The sequence below is a fragment of the Streptomyces sp. NPDC101166 genome, from assembly GCF_044768125.1.
Lineage (GTDB): Bacteria > Actinomycetota > Actinomycetes > Streptomycetales > Streptomycetaceae > Streptomyces.
This window is the reverse complement of record NZ_JBIWPF010000360.1, coordinates 1-1042: the sequence shown is the minus strand read 5'-3', so window position 1 is coordinate 1042 and position 1042 is coordinate 1. Positions and strand designations below refer to the sequence as shown.

The 1042-nt window shown below is 63.7% G+C and carries 2 protein-coding genes; one reads left to right on the top strand and one right to left on the bottom strand.

The window, feature by feature from the left end; all coding sequences use genetic code 11:
* Positions 1–467 (top strand): sensor histidine kinase (locus tag ACIRS4_RS39105; RefSeq protein ID WP_404205177.1); only part of this gene is annotated, 467 nt, incomplete at its 5' end.
* Here the strand turns inward: ACIRS4_RS39105 and ACIRS4_RS39100 are convergent.
* On the bottom strand, positions 439–981 hold the full coding sequence (locus ACIRS4_RS39100; protein ID WP_404205175.1) for a GtrA family protein: 543 nt from the start codon (positions 979–981) through the stop codon (positions 439–441). The two genes, ACIRS4_RS39105 and ACIRS4_RS39100, sit on opposite strands and share 29 nt — an antisense overlap.
* Positions 982–1042: the final 61 nt, after the last annotated feature.

Sequence of the window (1042 nt, the reverse complement as noted above, 5' to 3'; positions counted from 1 at the left end):
ATCTCACCACCGAATCCGATTGGGCGGATCTCGATCTGGGGGAGGTGGTCGACCAGGTGGTGGACGACGCCCGGCGGCAGTATCCCGGGGTGACCATCGTGGCCGACGCGGTCGAGCCGATCCGCCTGCGCGGCCTGGCCGCGGGCCTGCGCTCGGTCGTCGACAATGCCGTCACCAATGCGGTCCGGCACGGCGCGGCCGATCGCGTCGAGATCGCGGCGCGCTCCGAGGGCGATGTCGCGATCCTCACCATCGACGACAATGGCGGCGGCATCCCCGTCGCGGATCGCGAGCGTGTTTTCGAACGCTTCTATCGGGCGAGTGTGACCCCGGGCAGTGGACTGGGTCTCGCGCTGGTCCTTCAGCAGGCCCGCTTACACGGTGGAACCGCGACAATCGGGGAAAGTCCGGCAGGCGGCGTCCGCCTGACCGTCACGCTCAGCTGTGACCCAGCTGCTCTTCGTTGACCAGGTCCTCGAATTCGTCCTGGAGTTCCTGCATTTCGTCCGGGAAGACCCACTTCTTCATGGACCAGAATCGGAATGCCATTTGCAGCAGGTTGCCGACGATGAAGGCGCTGAAGAAGTCCGCGATGTTCTCGACGGTGAAACTCACATTGGGCTGGCGGAGGTCGAACACGTAGCTCGACACCCACAGCGGTAGCGCGGCCAGGCCGACGCCGATACCGCTGACCAGGAAGAACAACAGCGCTTCGTGGTGCTTCTCGCGACCACCGCGCTTGTCGAACGTCCATTCCCGGTTGAGGATGTAGGACACGATGACCGCGACGATGCCCGACATGATGCGGGCCACCGTGGGCTTGGTGTCCATGATCGTCCATTTCAGGACGTAGAAGATTCCGAGGTCGATGACGAACGTGGTCGCACCGACAATCGCGAACTTCAGTAGTTCGTAATGGCGGTCCGCGAGGTCCCGCAGCGGCGCGGGCAGGCGATTGACCACTTCATCGACAAATGACACGGTGCGAGTCTACGTCTCTCGACTCGGCTGTGTCGGGCCGGTACAAATCGGGGCAGCGACC